This window comes from Arthrobacter sp. H-02-3 (assembly GCF_003097355.1).
GTDB lineage: Bacteria > Actinomycetota > Actinomycetes > Actinomycetales > Micrococcaceae > Arthrobacter > Arthrobacter humicola.
In genome coordinates this window covers 51,259-68,211 of sequence record NZ_PYUI01000002.1, presented here as the reverse complement: position 1 = coordinate 68,211, position 16,953 = coordinate 51,259, and the positions used below count along the sequence as shown (strand labels likewise).

Here is a 16,953-nt window from a genome sequence, read left to right as displayed (position 1 = left end):
TCGAGTTCGCCGGAACGTTCCGGCGAACTCGAGCGTCTCCGGCGAATTCGACGGCGGCGCGGCCCTCTAGTGCTGTTCGTAGTGCCCGGTCAGCCTGGCCCGGCCCAGGGTGTGGCTGAACAGGGCAAAGCCGAGGCTGGCCGGGCTGCCGTGCCCGCCGACGTCGAGCTTGTCGACGTCCACGGCATGCACCACGATCAGGTAGCGGTGCGGGCCGTGTCCCTTGGGCGGGGCGGCGCCGACGTAGCCGGCGAATCCGGCGTCGTTCTTTAGCTGGAGCGCGCCGGGCGGAAGGGCCGCGCCGTCGCGGGATCCGGCACCCGCGGGCAATGACGTGACATCGGCCGGGATGTTGAGCACGGCCCAGTGCCAAAACCCGCTGGCCGTGGGGGCGTCCGGGTCGAAGACCGTCACCGCGTAGCTCTTGGTGCCGGCGGGGGCGCCGCTCCAGCTCAGCTGCGGGGACTCGTCCTTGCCGCCGGCGCCCATGACGCCGCTTCGCTGCGCGGGGGGAAGCGTGTCGCCGTCGTGGAAGGCTGCGCTGCTGACGTCGAAAGCGGGGACGTCGGGCAGCGGCGCGTAAGGATCGTGGGCTGTCATGGCTGCCTTTCCTGAACTGGTTGCTGTTCGGTACTGCCTGCTGTTCGGGTACTGCCTGCTATGCGTTGCCGGTCCCCACGCCACCAAGCTCCATCCGGGCCAACTCGGCGCGCGTGGGCGGGTTGGCGCCGGCGCGGGACACGGTCACGGCGGCGGCGCGGGAGGCGTGGGCCAGGAGATCGCGGAGGCTTTCGGCGGAGAGTTCGCGCAGCGCCTTGCGGTTCTGTGCCCCGTCCAGGCCCAGGTCCACCACTCCGGACAGCAGCGCTGCCATGAACGAATCGCCGGCACCGACGGTGTCCGCGACTAACACTGCGGGGGCGGCGAACTGCGCAGCGCCGGCAGCGTTGATGCCCCAGGGGCCCTTGCCGCCGCGGGTCACCACCACCATGGCCGGCCCCTCCGAGCCGCCCAGCGCCAGCCAGCGGCGGGCCGAGTCCAACGGGTCCGTTCCGGGGTAGAGCCATTCAAGGTCCTCATCGGAGGCCTTCACCACGTCCGCGAGGGCCACAAACTTTTCGACCTGCCCGCGGGCATAGTCCACGTCCGGGATGATGCTGGGGCGGCAATTGGGGTCAAAGCTGATCGTGGCGGACGGGTGGGCACGCTCGACGGCGGCAAGCACCTCGGCCGCGCCGGGCGCCAGCATCGTGGCGATGGAGCCGGTGTGCAGGAGCGTGGTTCCCTGCAGGAGGAACGGCAGGCGCGCCGCGACGCCGGGGAGCTCCCAGGCGAGGTCGAAGGTGTAGGTGGCGGCGCCTGCGTCGTCAATCAGTGCGGCGGCCACGCTGGTGGGAAGCTCGTCGGGTGCCAGCGGCAGCAGCACGGAACTCGACTTCAGGTGCGCCGCCAGGGCTTCGCCGTAGGCATCCCGGCCGTAGCGGCCAATGAACTGGACCGGATGGTCCAGCCTCGCCAGCCCCACCGCCACATTGAGGGGGCTGCCGCCGACATGGGCCTGGACGCCGGAGGAACGCTGGACAACATCAACCAGCCCCTCGCCAATAACTGTGAGCATGGTCATACTCTGCCAGAGATTCGGGTCCGGTGCCGTGTGTTGCTGCACCTGTTCGCAGCTCCCCGCGTGTCCGGGGCGCGGCTGCGCAGCCCGGCACGCCGGGCTGCCCCGGCCGCTCAGGCTCAGGCCGCGGTGTCCACGGCGATCCCGGCGGGACCGGCGTCGGCGAACCTGGCGTCGATGTGAACCACGTCCCGGCCGGCGCGCTGGAGGAGGCTCGCGGCGACCCCTGCGCGATACCCGGACGTGCAGTGCACCCAGAGCTTCCCGGCAGGGACGTCCTCAAGGCGCAACAGCAGTTCATGTAGCGGGATGTTGACCGCGCCCACCACCCGGGACGCCGCGAATTCATCGGCACGGCGCACGTCGAGGACGGTGTCCCCGGCGGCCCGGCCGGTCAGCACACCGCCCCAGTCCACGCGGGGGTACGACGCGAGTGCGGCCTGCGGCGCAAGGCCATGCGGGTCGGTTCCAACGGCGGCGTCCGGGGATTCGATGCCGATCCGGGAGAGGTCGCGGATGGCCTTCTCGATATCCTCCTGCGAGCCCACGAGAGTCAGCGGTTCACCCCACGGCAACACCCAGCCCAGGTAGGTGGTGAAACTGGAACCCGTGCCGTATTCGAAGCTGACGCTGCCCTGGAGGTGGCTGCTGGCGAAGGCCACACGATGCCGCAGATCCACCACCCACTCGCCGCCGTCCAGTCGCCGGGCGAGCTCGGCGGCGTCGAGCGATTCGGGGACTGCCAGATCGGCGGGGCCCGGTCCGCGGACGTTGGCCGGGCTCATGTGGGCGTAGTAGGAGGGGTGGTCCGTGAGGTTGGCGATGAGCTGGCGGACGAAGTGGTCCTCGTCGGGGTCCGTCAGGGCGTGGTTGGCGGCGAGCTGCTCGCCGATCGTGGAAGACCGGGCACCGGAGGCCGGCCCGGAGGAGCAGAAGGAGCCGAACCCGTGGGTCGGGAACAGCGCGGCGTCGTGCCCGGCCTCCGCGACGAGGCGCCGGACCGAGGCGTACTGATCGTGGGTCAGGCCGACGGTGTCCGCCGCGGCAACGAGGTCCGTGCGCCCGACCGAGCCGTAGAGCAGGCTCCCGCCCGAGAAGACGGCCTGCTTCACGCCGTCGTCCACGATGTACGACATATGGGTGTGCGTGTGGCCCGGGGTGGCGACAGCCTTGACGGTGAGCGCGCCCACCCGGACCGTCTGGCCGTCGGTGACGGGCGTGCGCTCGAACGCCACGGGATCGGCGGCGTTCACCAGGTAGTCGGCGCCGTGCGCGCGGGCCAGGATGAGGCCGCCGGTGATGTAGTCGTTGTGCAGGTGAGTCTCGGCCACATGGGTGATGGTGACCCCGGCGTCGCGGGCGGCCGCTTCGATGCGGTCCGTGTCACGTTGCGGGTCGATCGCCAACGCCACCGAGCCGTCGTGGACCAGGTAGCTGCGGTCCCCGAGCTGCGGGGTCTCGATGACAACGACTTCCATGGCCCCTCCCGGGCTGTCAGCCCCGGTTGACGGGGTGTCCCTCATCCTGCCACTGCATGATTCCGCCGGTGACGTTGACGGCGTCGTACCCCTGGTCTTCCAGGTACGTAGTGGCCTGGGCGCTGCGGCCCCCGGCGGCGCACATGACGTAGATGGTGCCGCTGGCCGGAACCTCGTCGAGGGACTGCACAAACCGCGAGAGCGGGATGCTCCTGGCCCCGGGGACGCGGACCGCCGCGAATTCGTCGTCCTCGCGGACATCGACGATTTCAGTGGCTTCGCCCAGGGCGGCCAGGTCCTTGACGGAAATGCTCTTCATGCCTGTTCCTTTCGAGGGCGCCGGTGGCCCGGCGCGCTTAATCCAGCTCAATAATGATACCCCTTGGGGTATCATACGTGCTCCGGGCGTCGCCTTCGGCCCCACCGCCAAATCTACTCCCCCGGCTAGCCTGCAGCGCTAGCCTGCCGGATGGCCCTGCTGATAGACGTCGGGGATGCCGTCGTGGTCCGAGTCGATCCTTTCTTCCTCTTCCGCGCGGCGGTAGTGCGTGTTGCGGATCCGGAGTACCGCGCTGGCCAGCAGCGCGGCGAGCAGCGAGGCCGCGAGGATTCCGACCTTTGCGTGGTCGTCGTGGACAGTGCCTTGCCCGAAGCTCAGCTCGGCCACCAGCAGCGACACCGTGAAACCGATACCGGCCAGGATCGACAGGCCGAAGACGTCGATCCATTTGAAGGAGCCGTCCAGCCGGGCGCGGGTGGCTTTGGTGATAAGCCACGTCGTGCCCAGGATGCCGGCAGGTTTTCCGAGCACGAGGGCCAGGATAATGCCGACCGCAACGGGATCGGTCAGGGCGGCGCCGAGGCCCTGCAGGCCGCCGATGGCCACACCGGCGGAAAAGAATGCGAAGACCGGGACAGCGACGCCGGCCGAGATCGGGCGGAACCGGTGTTCGAAGATCTCCGCGAGGCCGGGGCCGGCCTCGGGACCGCCGCTGGCCCGGGAGCGAATCACAGGAACGGCAAAGCCGAGCAGGACACCGGCCACGGTGGCGTGGATGCCGGACGCATGGACCAGCGCCCACGTTGCGGCGCCGAGCGGCAGCAGGATCACCCAGGCGGCCAGCCCGTGGGTGCCGAAGAACCGCCGGTATTTCTGCACCAGGAATGTGTAGAGGCCGAGCGGGAGCAGAGCCAACAGAAGCGGGAGCGGGTGGAGTTCGCTCGTGTAGAAGACCGCGATGATGGTGATGGCGAGAAGATCGTCCACGACGGCCAGGGTCAGCAGGAAGATGCGCAACGCGCTGGGAAGGTGCGAACCGATGAGCGCCAGCACGGCGACCGCGAACGCGATGTCCGTGGCGGTGGGGATCGCCCAGCCCCGCAGGGTCTCGGCGTCCGCAACGTTGACGGCCGCGTAGATGAGCGCGGGAACGGCCACGCCGCCCACGGCCGCAGCCACCGGCACCACGGATTTGCTCAGCTGCCGCAGGTCTCCCGCGACGAACTCCCGTTTGAGTTCGAGCCCGACCAGGAAGAAGAAGACCGCCAGCAGCCCGTCGGCGGCCCAAGCTCCCAGGCTCAGGTCCAGGTGCCAAGGCTCGTAACCGATAGTGAAATCGCGCAGCGCGAAGTAGCTTTCCGACGCCGGCGAGTTGGCCCAGATCAGGGCCGCCACCGCCGCGGCGACCAGAAGCGCGCCGCCGACGGTTTCCTTGCGGAGGATTTCGCCGATGCGCAGCGCTTCCGCGTAGCTGCCGCGGGCGAAGACGGTGAGGCGAGGTGGTGTGGGAGAAGGGGACAGGTCGCTCATGGGGTCCTCAAAGTGGGGTCGACGAAACTATGCCGACCAGACTTCCCGGCGCACCTGGGCTCCAGTCTATGCGCTTTCGGCCCCCTGGGGGCGGCGGCCGGCCTGAGCCGCCGCCCGCACAAATCCACCACCCGGCCTCGCAGCCCGGATGTCAGGCCAGCATCTGCTGCACCAGTTCGCGGCACTTCCGGTAGGCGGGCGCCTTGGGATCAATGAGCGCGAAGTGGTCGCCCGGCACCTTGAGCAGCTGCACCGGCGCACCGGCCGCCTTGGCCGCTCCGGCGTAGGTCTCGGACTGGCTGAACGGCACAGTGTCGTCTTCAGTGCCGTGGACGGCATAGATCGGCACGCTCAACGGCACCGCACTCATGGGGTCCGCGTATTTATGCCGTTTGGGGTATTTCTCCGACGAGCCGCCGAGGAAATTGCTGACCGCGCCGTTGCTGAGGTTGAGCCGCTCGGCGGCCGCCAGGTTCAGCACCCCTGACTGGCTCACGACGCCGGTCAGGTGCACCGCGCCGCCGTCGTCGGCCCTGCGCGCCAGCTGACGGTCCGCGTCCGGGGCGCCGAGTCCGGAGAGCCGGCTGCGTCCCGCCGCCCAGACTGCAAGGTGGCCGCCGGCCGAGTGTCCCAGGGCCACCACCCGGTCCAGGCCGAGCCCGTGCTCGTCCGCGAGCTCGCCGAGCTTGTCGATTCCGGCCAGGACGTCGGCAAAGGTGTTAGGCCAGCCTCCGCCGTTGCCGGCCCGCCGGTACTCCAGGTTCCAGGCGGCCATGCCGTGCGTGGCGAGGTCCTTGGCCAGGGGTTCGCCGAGTTCCGCACCATACTGCGAACGCCAGTAGCCGCCATGGATCACCACCACCACGCCCTTGGGCGCGGCCACGTCCGGGAGGAAAAGCTCGCCCCACTGGCTGGGGTCCTCGCCATAGTGATACTTCTGCCTCTTCACAGCGTCCTCCTTGGGGCCCGGTGAACAGGCGGCGGAGACTGCCCCCAGCGTCACCGTCGCTGCGGCCGCGATCCAAGTCCGCCGCCGCACATCAGCCATGTGCTGAGCCTACAGTGGACGCCGCGCGGCCCCGCGCAGGTCGGGCTCCTGCATGCCGCCCGGAGGCGCCGGCGTCGGGGGTGGCTGCGACCCGGCCGCGGGAGTGCCTGCCGCCCGACGTCGGGGGTGCGCCGTAAGCTGGACGCATGGCGAGCAACTGGGAGCGTTTGGACCCGAGCCTGCGCGATTCCGTGCAGGAAAACGTGGAATTGTACGAGCGGGTCCGGCCTGCGCTGAAACTGGTTACCCGGGAGGTCCTGCTCACTCTGCGGACCATGTTCAAGGACACCGAGGTCATGCCGCTGTTCGTCACCGGCCGCACCAAGACCGTCGAATCCTTCCGCGAGAAGATTTCCCGCACGGAAAAACCGCTGGAGCCGGGCGGGCCGCTGGTGCTGAAGTTCCCGGACCCCTTCCGGACCCTGAACGACATGGTGGGCATCCGCGTGATCACCAAGCTGCCGGCGGAAAACGCGGTGGCGGCCAACCTCATTAAGCGCCAGCGCCAGCTCTTCGACTGCCGCGGAGACCGCGAAAAGGACATCGGCTCGATCGAGTCCGGCACCTACGGCTACTCCAGCCGGCACCTGATCCTGCGGACCATCCAAAACGAGGCGGTCAAGGACTACCAGCAGGTCTTCAACCCGGATGTCCCGCCGAACGGCAGCTACTTCTTCGAATGCCAGATCCGCACGGTGTTCGCCCACGCCTGGAGCGAGATCGAGCACGACATTCGCTTCAAGGCCGAGGACCCCCGGGCCTGGACCCCGCACTTCGACCGCCAGTTCACCGCCACGGCAGCCATGCTGGAAACCGTGGAAAGCGCCTTTTCGGACCTGCACGAGCGCTATGAGGAGGTCCGCAGTTACTGGGATGTGGAGGGCGAGGGTGCCGCACCGCTGACGCCCAACCGGATCCGCGACGTCTGGCGGACTCTGCTGCCGCACGTGGACCGGAAGGTCGACGACGACTGGGGCTGGGCTGCGGAACTCATGGCAGCCCATGGGCTCAACCAGACCATGCAGCTCGCCGGTCTTCTCAGCGCCAACCGGATCACCGAGGTCCGCCAGGCCCTGGACCACCGCTACTCCCCCGGCCCGGACCGGCTGCTCGATGACCTGCTGCTGTGGCAGTACGGCACCGAACACATCGAGCTCACCGCCGAGCCGGCCGACGCCGTCCCCCACCCCCGGCGCGACAGCCTGCTGCGGCGGCTCAAGCAGATCGAACGCTACCGGCTGACGCAGGGGTAGTGGCGGCCTCGCGCAGGGCGGGGGCGGCCTGCCCCTACGGAATCTCCCCACTTTTGAAGCAGCGACGCCGGGAATCACCGGCGGCTCGGCCCGACGCACGGGGCGCAGCCCTCAACAGTGGGGAACCTCCGGCACGGCAGGGGGCCCGGCGGCCCCGCGCTCAGCCCTCGAACGCCGCCCGGAACGCGGCCAGGGCCGCGTCGGCTGCAGCCAGTCCGGGCCCACCGGCGGCGCCGGCTTCAAGGCCGATGACGCCGGAGTAGCCGGCTTCCCTCAGCGCCGCCGCAACAGCGCGGTAGTTGATTTCCCCGGTGCCGGGTTCGAACCGGCCCGGGACGTCGGCCACCTGGATCTCCCCCGTCCACGGCAGCGCGGCCCTGACGAGTTCGATCAGGTTCCCTTCCCCGATCTGGGCGTGGTACAGATCCAGCATCATCTTCACGTGGGGATGGTCGACCGCCGAGACCAGGGTGAGGGTGTCCTTGGCCCGGGCGAGCGGGATGCCGGGGTGGTCCAGGATGGTGTTGAGGTTCTCGAGCGCAAACGTCACACCGTGTTTCTCGCCCAGGACTGACAGGCGTTCGAGGGTCCGGAGGCCGGTCAGCCACATTTGGCCCGTGGACCGGTACGTTGGCCGGACGGCGCGGCCGCCTTCCCCGAGCTCGGCCGGGTGGACCACCATCCGCTCGACTCCGAGTTCCAGCGCGGTGGGAATCAGCTTTTCGGCCGAAGCCACCACCTCGTCGGCGCTTTCGGGGTCGATCAGGCTGCCGCCGAAGTAGCCGCTCATCGAGGAGAAGCGGGCACCCGTGGCCGCGAGGGCCGAGATGTCCCGCCCGCGCGTATCCCAGAGTTCCACCTCGAAGCCTTGTCCGTGGATCCGCCGCACCCTCTCGATGAGGTCCAGCTCGCCATAGACCATCTCGGCGCAAACGGCCAGGCGGAAGCTCATTCTCCCTGCCCTACGGCGTGAAGCGCGGGCTCGGCGGCCCGCAGTTCGGCGATCGAGGAAACCTCCACGGGAAGCCCGGTTTCGTTCGAGCGGATCGCCGCGAGTGCCACTGCCAGGGCGTTGCGGGCGTCGGTGCCGCCGGGGCCCGGGGTTCCGGGGGCCGCCTGGTTCCCGCGGCGCGCCTTGACGGCGTCGACGAAGTGGGCCAGTTCCGCGGTGTAGGCGTCATGGAAAAGATCCACGTTCAGCCGCACGGTGGAGGAGGCGATGCCGGCCGCGGTGTAGCTCGTCGCGCTGGACGCCTGGGGCCCGCCGGCAGTAACCATGCCCGCCGAGCCAAAGACTTCGCCGCGCACGTCGTAGCCATACAGGGCGTTGAAATTGGCCTCGGCCACCGCGATGGCACCGTTGCTGTACGTCACCGTCACCACCGCCGTGTCCAGCAGTCCGCCGGCCTTCCGCTCAGGGGCGACCAGCGCGTCGGCGACCGCGTGGACCCGGACCGGAACGGCGCCCGGGTTCAGCCAGTTCAGGGTGTCGAAATCGTGGATCAGGGTTTCCAGAAAGATGGTTCCCGGCGCAATCCGCTCGGGGGCGGCAAGGCCTGCCGCGGTGCCCGGATCCCGCGTCAGCGACCGGAGCAGCTGGGGGACTCCCACGGCGCCGTCGTCAATCAGCTTCCGTGCCGCGGCGAAGTCGTTTGCATAGCGCCGGTTGAAGCCGAACTGAACAATGACGCCGGCAGCGTCGGCTGCATCAAGGGCACCGTCCAACTCCTCAATAGTCCGGCCGCCCGGCTTCTCGCAGAACACGTCCTTCCCGGCCCGGGCCGCAGCAGCAATCAGGTCCGAATGAAACCGGGCCGGCGCCGCGATGAGGACCGCGTCAATGTCCGGATCATTCATCACGTCTGCCGGGTCCGTGCTGATTTTGCGCACTCCCAGCCGGCCAGCGAGGGCTTCGACCGCGGGGAGGGCGGGATCGGCAATGGCCTCCAGACGGGCACCCGGAATCCGGTGCGCCACGGTCTCTGCGTGGAACTTGCCAATCCAGCCGGCGCCGATGAGTCCGACGCGGACGGGCCGGTGGTCGCTGACCGGGTGCTGCAGATAGCTCATGAAAACTCCTAGCCTTGGTTGTAGATCGTTCTAGTAGAACCATGATGCACCTGCTGCCGGTGAATGTCTAGAACGTTCTATAGACTGGTTGAAAGCAAGGAGCAAGAATGACCGAACAGCAGCGCCGCCCCACGCTCATGGACGTCGCCGAGGCCGCCGGCGTCTCACGTGCCCTGGTGTCCATCGTGATGCGCGGCGCCCCGGGCGCGGCCGAGTCCACCCGGAAGAAGGTGCTCGAAGCGGCCCGGGAACTCGGCTACCGGCCGGACAGCCGGGCCCGGCTGTTGCGCAGCGCGCGGACCAGGCTTCTCGGGTTGAGCTTCTTCACGTCAGAGCCGTTCCACGCCGAGATCGTCGACGCCGCCTATGCCGGCGCCGCGGAACGGGGCTACGAAATCGCCTTGAGCGCGGTTGCCAGCGGCCGGCCGGAAACACGTGCGGCGGAGGCTCTCCTGGATATGGGATGCGAGGCGCTGATCCTCATCTCCCCGACGCTGGGCAGCCAGGAGCTCGCGGGGTTTGCACGCCGGGCACCGGTGGTGAGCCTCCTGCGCGACGACGTCGGAGACCAAGTGGACTCCGTCAGCAGCGACAACCACGCCGGCATCCGGCTGGCCGTTGAACACCTCGCCGCCTTGGGTCATCGAAGAATTGTCCATGTCGACGGCGGGGCGGCGGTCTCGGCCGACCAGCGCCGGGATGCCTTTCGCACCGAAATGCTCCGCCGGGGGCTGGAGCCTTTCGTGGTTCCGGGCGGCCTCACCGAGGAAGACGGGCTCAGGGCCTGTGCATCGCTCCGGGGCAACCCCCCGTCCGCCGTGATCGCCTTCAATGACAGGTCGGCCCTCGGGGTGATCGAGGGCCTTCGGACCGCAGGGCTGCGCGTGCCGGCGGACGTGTCGGTGGTCGGCTATGACGACAGCCAGTTTGCGCGGCTCAGCTATGTGCAACTGACTTCTGTCAGCCAGGACGCGCCCCTCCTCGCCACTGCCGCCGTGGACAGGGCAGTCGAGCGGCTGGCAGGAGCCGACGCCCCGGCTCACCTGGTCAGGACACCGCATCTGGTGGTCCGCAACACCACCGGACCGGCGCGCCCAAACTGACCGGCCGCCGAGTCTCCCCACCTCTGGACGCACGACGCCGCCAATCGCCGGCGGTTCGGCGCAACACACCGGCAGGAACTTCCGAAGGCGGGGAAACCCCGACGCCAGCAAGGCCGCCACCGCCGGCCTGCTAGTGCCCGGCGCCGAGCTTTCCGGCGAGCCGCTCGCGCATCGCCAGGCTGGCGTCGTTGAGGCCCACCACTTCGACGCTCTTGCCGTGCTGGCGGTACTTCTCGGTAATGGCATCCAGTGCGGCGATCGTGGAGGCATCCCAAAGATGGGAGTCGCGCATGTCGATAACCACGCGGCCAGGGTCCAGGGCGTACTCGAACTGGGTGTAGAGGTCGTTCGAGGAGGCGAAGAACAGTTCGCCGTCCACCTTGTAGGTGGCGAGTTGGCCGCCATCGCCCTCCGCCAGGGACCGCTCCACGGTGACGAAGTGGGCCACCCGCCGGGCAAACAGGACCATGGCGACCAGGACGCCGACGCCGACGCCGATCGCCAGGTTGTGCGTGGCCACGGTGACGGCGACAGTGGCGACCATGACGAGCGTTTCGCTCTTGGGCAGCGCCTTGAGCGTGGAGGGCCTGATGCTGTGCCAGTCGAAAGTGGCAACGGAAACGAAGATCATGACGGCCACGAGCGCGGCCATCGGGATCAGCGACACGATGCCGCCGAGAGCCACCACGAGGATGAGCAGGAAGACGCCGGCCAGGAAGGTGGAGAGCCGGGTGCGGGCGCCGGAGGCCTTGACGTTGATCATGGTCTGGCCGATCATCGCGCAGCCGCCCATGCCGCCAAAGAAGCCGGTGACAATGTTGGCCACGCCCTGGCCCCAGGCCTCGCGGGTTTTGGGCGAGCGGGTGTCGGTGATGTCGTCCACGAGCTTCGCCGTCATGAGGGATTCGAGCAGCCCCACGAAGGCCATGGCCAGTGCGAAGGGGAAAATCACCTGCAGCGTTTCGAACGTGAACGGCACACCGGGAAGGGACAGGGAGGGCAGTGAGTCCGGAAGCGCACCCTTGTCCCCCACGGTGGGAACGGCGACGGCGGCCAGGACGGTGATGAGTGTCAGGACCACGATGGCCACCAGAGGCGCCGGAACGGCTTTGGTCAGCCTGGGCAGGCCGAAGACGATCAGCAGGCCTGCCGCGGTGAGCGGATAGACCAGCCACGGGACGCCGATCAGCTCGGGCACCTGGGAGAGGAAGATCAGGATCGCCAGGGCGTTGACGAAGCCCACCATCACGGAGCGCGGGATGAAGCGCATCAGCTTTGCCACCCCGGACAGGCCAAGGATGATCTGGAAAAGGCCGGCCAGGATCACCGCGGCGACAAGGTAGTCCAGCCCGTGGGACTTCACGAGCGGGGCGATCACCAGGGCGACGGCGCCGGTGGCCGCCGAGATCATCGCGGGGCGCCCGCCGACGAAGGAGATGGTGACGGCCATGGTGAAGGAGGCGAAGAGTCCGATCCGCGGGTCCACTCCGGCGATGATCGAGAAGGCGATCGCCTCCGGGATGAGGGCCAGGGCCACCACAAGGCCGCCGAGCACTTCGGTTTTGAGCCGTCGCGGGGACCTCAAGGCGCCCCGGACGGATTGCAGCTGCTCGGGCGTGAAGGCCGGGGCATCTGCGGCAGTGTTGACGGCCATTGCTGGCTCCGTTCGTGGTCAAGAAGGCACAGTCAGCCTTCGGATTTCAATGATTGTGGGGCGCCGCGCCGCGCCGGAGGGAGTGGGGAGTTCGCCGTCCTGGGCTCACCCACTCACGAAACCCTACCCAAGTAGCCCCGCCGGGGGCGGAATGGCGATAAATCTGACATATTTGTCCACCAGGTGGTCACGAAGTAGCCAGTCCGCGGACGGCGGTGGCACCATGCTTGGATGCTTGAGGCAACTAAAACTCCGAATTCCTCCCGGGACGCGGGCACCGCCGCCGACGTCCCCCTCAATCCCGCCCTCGCGGCCGAGGCAAAGATCGCGCGCATCGCGGTGACGATCTTCCCCATCCTCGTCGTGGTGGCCGGCGTTGCCGGCTTCCTGCTCCCCGGAGCCTTCAAACCCCTGGCGCCCAGTGTGCCGTTCCTGCTGGGCATCATCATGTTCTGCATGGGCCTGACCCTGACCCCGCCCGATTTCGCCTCGGTGGCCAAGCGTCCCTGGGCGGTGGCCCTGGGAATCGTGGCCCACTATGTCATCATGCCGGGCGCCGGCTGGCTGATCGCCGTCGCCCTGCACCTCGAACCGGAGCTGGCTGTGGGCCTGATCCTGGTGGGCTGCGCGCCGTCGGGCACTGCCTCCAATGTGATGGCGTTCCTCGCCAAGGGCGATGTGGCCCTGTCCGTGGCCGTCGCGTCCGTGTCCACCCTGATTGCCCCGATCGTCACGCCGCTGCTGGTCTTGTTCCTGGCCGGCTCGTACCTGAGCATCGACGCCGGCGGCATGGTCCAGGACATCCTCAAGACCGTCCTCCTTCCCGTTGTCGCAGGCCTGCTGGCCCGCCTCTTCCTCAAGAAGGTCGTGGCCAAGGTTCTGCCGGCACTGCCGTGGGCGTCCGCCGTCGTGATTTCGCTGATCGTGGCGATCGTGGTGGCCGGAAGCGCCAGCAAGATCGTCGCCGCGGGCGGCATCGTGTTCCTAGCTGTGGTTCTGCACAACGGCTTCGGGCTCGGCCTGGGGTACCTGGCCGGCAAGGTGGGGCGCCTTGACGACCGGGCGCGCAGGGCCCTCGCCTTTGAGGTCGGGATGCAGAACTCCGGCCTGGCCGCCACCCTCGCCACGGCGCACTTTAGCCCGCTGGCCGCACTGCCGTCCGCTGTCTTCTCCCTGTGGCACAACATCTCCGGCGCCATCGTGGCGGCGTGGCTGGCCCGGCGCCCCATCCGGGACGCCGCAGCACCGGAGACCACCGCGCCGGAAGCCGCCGCGCTGAACGCCTAAAGGCGGGGCTGGCTGTACTGCTAGCTCCGCAGCCGGCCGAGCAGCGCAGTGACGGCGCGCTCAGCCAGGGCCTCCGTGCTCTCAGTTCCCGCGGACACGACGTCGTATCCCGCCTGAACATCCGGGATGCCGTCTCGGTTGGCGTCTAGGGTGCCATCGCCGGCGTCGTCGGTGATGAGCACCTGGGCCACGCCGCGGGCGGCGAGTTCCACCATGGCTGCGGAGTCTTCGGCGGTCTCGGAGGCGCCCGTGCGGATCACACCGTCGGCGCCGCCGGCGAGCATGAACTGCCGCCAGCCCCCGCCCAGCAGGACGACCGCCTGGTAGCCGTGCTCCGGCAGGATGGCGGCCAGCAGCGTGGCGAGGGCGCGGTCCCGGGGGTCCTCGAGGTCCGCTACGGCCACGGCCACCAGCTCCGTCCGGCCCCGCCGCATGCCGCGGGCGCCCCGGTTGGCCACGTAGCCAAGTTCGCGGACCGCGGCATGCACCCGGTCCTGGGTGGCCTCGCTGATCCGGGTGGTGCCGCCGGACCGGCCGGACAGCACGTAGGAGACGGTGGTGACGGAGACCCCGGCCGTCTCTGCGACGTCGCGGATGGTGGGCTTGGATCCATGCCGCACTGATGACTCCCGGCTGCTTCTCCGCCGTTTCGTGGCGGCTCCTGAATGCTTCGTCCTAGGGGTAGACCCCATGTGGAACTCTAGCCCGAAGCAACGCTGCCCGGCCCATGGCAGGCTGCGCCACGAGCAAGCAACGCGCAGTCACTTAGTGCCCATCCCGAGGCCTTGGACGGGCACTAAGTGACTCCACGTTGGGGTTCACCCTGGGGTTTCGGTTGGGGAGGTCCTTGGTGAATGCGAGCGGCCCGATGGTTTCGGGATCGGCGGAGAGGTCGAACTGAGCCTCGTAGCCGGTATTCAGGTAGAGGTGTTTCGCCTCGGGCTGACGGGGGCCGGTGGTCAGGTAGACCCTGCGGTAGCCACGGCGGGCGGCCAACGCCTCCAGCTCGGCGAGGACGAAGCGGGCAAGTCCCCGGCGGCGATGTGCCGAATGCGTCCAGATCCGCTTGAATTCTGCCGTCTTCGGGTCGTGCCGGCGGAAGGCGCCGCCGGCCACGGATTCGCCGTTCTCGCGCACAATCAGAAGGGCCCCGCCGGGCGCGGCGAATTCCTCGGCCGGGTAGCGGTTCAGTTCCTCCGCGGCGGCTCCCTCGCCGAAGAGGTTGCCGTAACGGGTGTCGTATTCGACCGCGAGTTCGTCCAGGAGGGGTCGGACCCGGGGATCGCTCATGGGCAGGTTCAGGACTGTCAGCGCTGACTTGTTCGACGGCGGAGTCTCCTCCGGCGGGTCCGGCGGGGTGTCCGCGTTGTCGGCCGGCAAGTCGCGCAAGGGTGAGTGGTCCAGTGGTGACAGGGTCATGGCCGGTCCTTTCCGCGGGCGGCGGCCTGCGGCACCGCGTGGTGGTTGCTGCCGTGGTTGCCCGTATGACCGGCCAGGAGGTTCAGGATGCGCCGGGCCAGGGCGTCGTTTTCGCGGAACGGCGCGGCGTTGCTCTTGGGCCGCGCGAAGGCGCCCGCGCCCCAGCCGGAGGTGCCGGGCCCGACGCCGAACAGCCTCTCGCGCCGCTCCCCGACCGGGCTGATGAGCTCGTTGTGGGCGGACACCAGCAGACGTCCCGTCGCGTGGGTTCCGTCCGCGGTCAGGAGCTGCTGTTCGGTGCCGAGCCCGGAGGTGTGCAGCTGGCGCAGCAGCGGATTTGCGGAGCGGACCACCGACGGCTCCGGAAGCCGGGCCTCGATCAGGGCCGCCGCCGACACCGTGATCCTGGACTGCGCCGAGGTGGCAACGAACCGGCCCGAGTACTCCGCCGCCTCGATTTCCAGCCCAGGGCCCAGGAACTGCAGCAGTCCGGCCCGGTGGATCGCCAGCATCTCCCGGAGCCTGCGCGGCGGTGGCCCGGAATCGACGAAGCTGAAGAAGCCGTGCCACCAGCCCTGGACCTCGCGCTGCGACCGCGCGTTCAACCGCTCGGACGGAACCAGACGGCCAAGGTCCATATAGGACTTGAGCAGGGAGATGAACAGGGCCAACGTCTCCGAATGGTCCGGCCCGGTCCGCAGCTCAAGATCGCGGCCGATGTGGGCGGCCACCGCGGCCTGGACTTCCGCAAGACCAGCAAAACCGCGGCCCTCGAAGGGACGGTCCAGCCGCTCAAGGTCCAGGTGGAGCCCCGCGTCCGGGACTGATTCGACAACGAGCCGGTGGCGCTCCCGGCTGTACCAGTCCGCGGCGGAGAAGCGCTCGGCGAATTCCGCCCAGCCGGTCCGGACCCGCTCGGGGTAACCGGTGAATAGCTCGCGGTAGTACGCATAGCCGGCGTCCTTGGCGATCAAAGGCCAGAGCTGGGCGCGGAAGTCCAGCTCGCCGGATGCCTCCAGCAGCGCCTCGACGGCCCCGGCGGTGAAGAACTTGGGCTCTCCCGCAGCGTCACCGCGCAGGGTGGAGGTGATTTTGGAGTGGTAGGGCACGCCGCGGCGGGATCCGGCCCACAACCGCGGCTCGCCACCGGAGGGCAGGTAGCGCAGGCCGCCGTCGGGCAGTTCCTCGAAGCGGCCGCCGCGGCCCTCCATGAGCAGCACCAGCAGGTCCACGAACGCCAGGCCCATGCCGGAGACAATCACGTCCTGGCCGGGGGCGATCGGTGAGTAATCGACGTCGGTGGTGTAGCTGGGCGCCGCGTGGAACGCGCCGTGCCGGGCGGCAAAGCCGGCCCAGGCGGCAGACTCGCGGTCCGGGAGCGAATCGGTGTGCCCCAGGGAGGCCACCACGACGTCGGCGTGCAGCGCCGCGCCGCCGGCCAGCCGGACGCTGTACCCGTCCACGCCAGGGTCGCTCTGCTCCGGGTCCAACTGTCCCGGGTCGACCCGTTCCGGGTCCCCCTGTAAGGGTTCGACGGCGGACGCCGTGTCCCGGTGCACCGTCACGGTGGTCTCCGGTCCGAGGGCAGCAACGGCGCGGCGGAAGAACCATTCGAGGTAGACGCTCTGCAGCTGCCGGGTGGGGAAGGTGGCGCCGGTGAGGGTACCGAGCTGGGCCCGGAGTTTTTGCGGGACCTCCGGCACGTCCGCGATCGAGCCGTCCAGGACCCCGCCGGCCCATTCGGCCAGTCCAGGACCATCGAGGGCCGGTCCCTCGCACTGGACCGAGGCGTCCGTGAACATCGTGACGTCTGCCGCGGTGGAATTGAGCATCAGCCCGGCGTCCTGCTCGTAGCGCCAGATCCGGCCGGACCCCGGCGTGTGGGGTTCCACAACCTGGACGTGAAGCGGGCCGGCGAAGAGTTCCTGCCGGTTGGCGGCCAGGCGTTCCAGCAACCCGGCCGTGCGTGGGCCGCCGCCGATGAGGACCACGGACGGGGAATTCGCTGGCATGAGGGCCTCCTGGGTCTGGTTTGGAGCCCTCATGCTAGGCACCCGAAGCGGGGCCGGTCGAGGCGCCGGTCACGGCCGTTCACCCCGCGTAACGCGGCGCAAATCGAGGCAATAATTCGTCGTGTGACGCCGTGCGAACCCGCGTGAACGCATGCAACTTGGCGCCTTGCCCGCCGTTTTCGCGCGGCCCTAGATTGG

15 protein-coding genes are annotated in these 16,953 nt (G+C 69.1%); 3 read left to right on the top strand and 12 right to left on the bottom strand.

The annotated features are described in order from the left end of the window. Positions 1-66: 66 nt before the first annotated feature. From C9424_RS02715 to C9424_RS02690, 6 genes are all read right to left on the bottom strand, one after another. A complete protein-coding gene (locus C9424_RS02715; protein ID WP_116765416.1) occupies positions 67-600 on the bottom strand; it encodes a YbhB/YbcL family Raf kinase inhibitor-like protein in 534 nt (177 codons plus the stop codon). Positions 601-658: 58 nt separating this feature from the next. Then, complete coding sequence (locus C9424_RS02710) at positions 659-1,618, bottom strand: carbohydrate kinase family protein (protein WP_116765636.1); 960 nt, start codon at positions 1,616-1,618, stop codon at positions 659-661. 122 nt (positions 1,619-1,740) lie between these two features. Further along, a complete protein-coding gene (locus C9424_RS02705; RefSeq protein WP_116765415.1) occupies positions 1,741-3,099 on the bottom strand; it encodes an MBL fold metallo-hydrolase in 1,359 nt (452 codons plus the stop codon). Between the two features lie 16 nt (positions 3,100-3,115). Further along, positions 3,116-3,418 carry a rhodanese-like domain-containing protein gene (locus C9424_RS02700; RefSeq protein ID WP_091255568.1) on the bottom strand — a complete coding sequence of 101 codons (303 nt, stop codon included), beginning with the start codon at positions 3,416-3,418 and terminating at the stop codon, positions 3,116-3,118. 138 nt (positions 3,419-3,556) lie between these two features. Next, positions 3,557-4,909 carry a Na+/H+ antiporter NhaA gene (nhaA, locus tag C9424_RS02695; protein ID WP_116765414.1) on the bottom strand — a complete coding sequence of 451 codons (1,353 nt, stop codon included), beginning with the start codon at positions 4,907-4,909 and terminating at the stop codon, positions 3,557-3,559. Positions 4,910-5,060: 151 nt separating this feature from the next. Then, a complete protein-coding gene (locus tag C9424_RS02690) occupies positions 5,061-5,858 on the bottom strand; it encodes an alpha/beta hydrolase (RefSeq protein WP_116765413.1) in 798 nt (265 codons plus the stop codon). 245 nt (positions 5,859-6,103) lie between these two features. On the opposite strand from C9424_RS02690, the gene C9424_RS02685 reads away from it, so the two are divergent. Beyond that, the gene (locus tag C9424_RS02685; protein WP_116765412.1) at positions 6,104-7,210 is read left to right on the top strand and encodes a GTP pyrophosphokinase; all 1,107 of its coding nucleotides are present in this window, start codon (positions 6,104-6,106) and stop codon (positions 7,208-7,210) included. Positions 7,211-7,370: 160 nt separating this feature from the next. Here C9424_RS02685 and C9424_RS02680 read toward each other — a convergent pair whose 3' ends face one another. Further along, positions 7,371-8,162 carry a TIM barrel protein gene (locus C9424_RS02680; RefSeq protein ID WP_116765411.1) on the bottom strand — a complete coding sequence of 264 codons (792 nt, stop codon included), beginning with the start codon at positions 8,160-8,162 and terminating at the stop codon, positions 7,371-7,373. Then, positions 8,159-9,280 (bottom strand): Gfo/Idh/MocA family oxidoreductase, encoded by a 1,122-nt coding sequence (locus C9424_RS02675; protein ID WP_116765410.1) that lies wholly within the window; start codon positions 9,278-9,280, stop codon positions 8,159-8,161. Before C9424_RS02675 ends, C9424_RS02680 begins: the two co-directional genes overlap by 4 nt. Before the next feature lie 107 nt (positions 9,281-9,387). Between C9424_RS02675 and C9424_RS02670 the strand changes: the two genes are divergently transcribed. After that, entirely contained in the window at positions 9,388-10,383 is a 996-nt protein-coding gene (locus C9424_RS02670; RefSeq protein ID WP_116765409.1) for a LacI family DNA-binding transcriptional regulator, read from the top strand. A gap of 130 nt (positions 10,384-10,513) precedes the next feature. Here C9424_RS02670 and C9424_RS02665 read toward each other — a convergent pair whose 3' ends face one another. Further along, a complete protein-coding gene (locus C9424_RS02665; RefSeq protein ID WP_116765408.1) occupies positions 10,514-12,037 on the bottom strand; it encodes a SulP family inorganic anion transporter in 1,524 nt (507 codons plus the stop codon). A 231-nt stretch (positions 12,038-12,268) separates the two neighbouring features. On the opposite strand from C9424_RS02665, the gene C9424_RS02660 reads away from it, so the two are divergent. Further along, entirely contained in the window at positions 12,269-13,324 is a 1,056-nt protein-coding gene (locus C9424_RS02660) for a bile acid:sodium symporter family protein (protein ID WP_116765407.1), read from the top strand. 20 nt (positions 13,325-13,344) lie between these two features. Here the strand turns inward: C9424_RS02660 and C9424_RS02655 are convergent, their stop codons facing one another. The 3 genes from C9424_RS02655 to C9424_RS02645 all read right to left on the bottom strand — a co-directional run bounded on the left by C9424_RS02655 (position 13,345) and on the right by C9424_RS02645 (position 16,755). Further along, a complete protein-coding gene (locus tag C9424_RS02655; protein ID WP_116765406.1) occupies positions 13,345-13,944 on the bottom strand; it encodes a LacI family DNA-binding transcriptional regulator in 600 nt (199 codons plus the stop codon). A 145-nt stretch (positions 13,945-14,089) separates the two neighbouring features. Further along, complete coding sequence (locus C9424_RS02650) at positions 14,090-14,614, bottom strand: GNAT family N-acetyltransferase (protein ID WP_116765635.1); 525 nt, start codon at positions 14,612-14,614, stop codon at positions 14,090-14,092. Between the two features lie 125 nt (positions 14,615-14,739). Next, a complete protein-coding gene (locus tag C9424_RS02645) occupies positions 14,740-16,755 on the bottom strand; it encodes an FAD/NAD(P)-binding protein (protein WP_116765405.1) in 2,016 nt (671 codons plus the stop codon). Between the last annotated feature and the right edge of the window lie 198 nt (positions 16,756-16,953).